We start from the raw sequence: 640 nt of genomic DNA, 5'->3' as shown, positions 1-640 counted from the left end.
GCGTTGATGCGTTCAACCGTCGCCGCAATTTCGTCAGCTACACCAATCCTGGAAGGGGAGAACCAGAGTACCCCCACGGTGCGCCTGGCAGACTTCTGCGAATAGTCTGGGTTGATGTGAAGATCTCTGTAGCTGTGCGCTGCCAGCTCAAGAGCTTCGCGCCCAGTTTGTTCAGTTACGACAATCTTGTTGACGGGCTCGTTCTCCAATCCTTTTCCGGTAGGAGGGATGGCCGCAACTTTTGCGTACCGTGGCGGTAGTCGTTTGATAAGAGAGGACAGGTTCGTTAAGTCGCGGCACATGGCCGAGAATTGTTCTGATATGAAGTTTTTAGCCATGCTGCCGCCTATGTGTGGGTTTGTTCTAACAGTTCATTGGTTACATAGTAGACAGATTTAGACCATCATGCAATGAGGGGGAGGGGCAAGAATACGCCTCCGCTTCGCGTCGGCGGGTGCCCTGTTTGACCTTCGTGTGTGAGATTAGATTGAGAAAGAGAGAGAAAAAGAGAGAAAAAGAGAGAAAGAAGAAAAGCGCGGGGCAAGCCAGAAATGTGGCTGAGGGGGACTGCTGGGGTGGGGCTGGCACCCTCTATACCCCACTTTGCATGATGGTCTAACTTTGTGGTTATAGGACGACT

The 640-nt window shown here is 51.9% G+C and carries 1 protein-coding gene; it reads right to left on the bottom strand.

The features are described 5' to 3' along the window. Positions 1–338 (bottom strand): DNA replication terminus site-binding protein (locus R8N47_RS25955; RefSeq protein ID WP_318186200.1); only part of this gene is annotated, 338 nt, incomplete at its 3' end. Between the last annotated feature and the right edge of the window lie 302 nt (positions 339–640).

The organism is Vibrio sp. 2132-1 (assembly GCF_033344315.1).
Note: the sequence above shows the minus strand (reverse complement) of the source record. Positions and strands in the feature narration are given on the sequence as shown.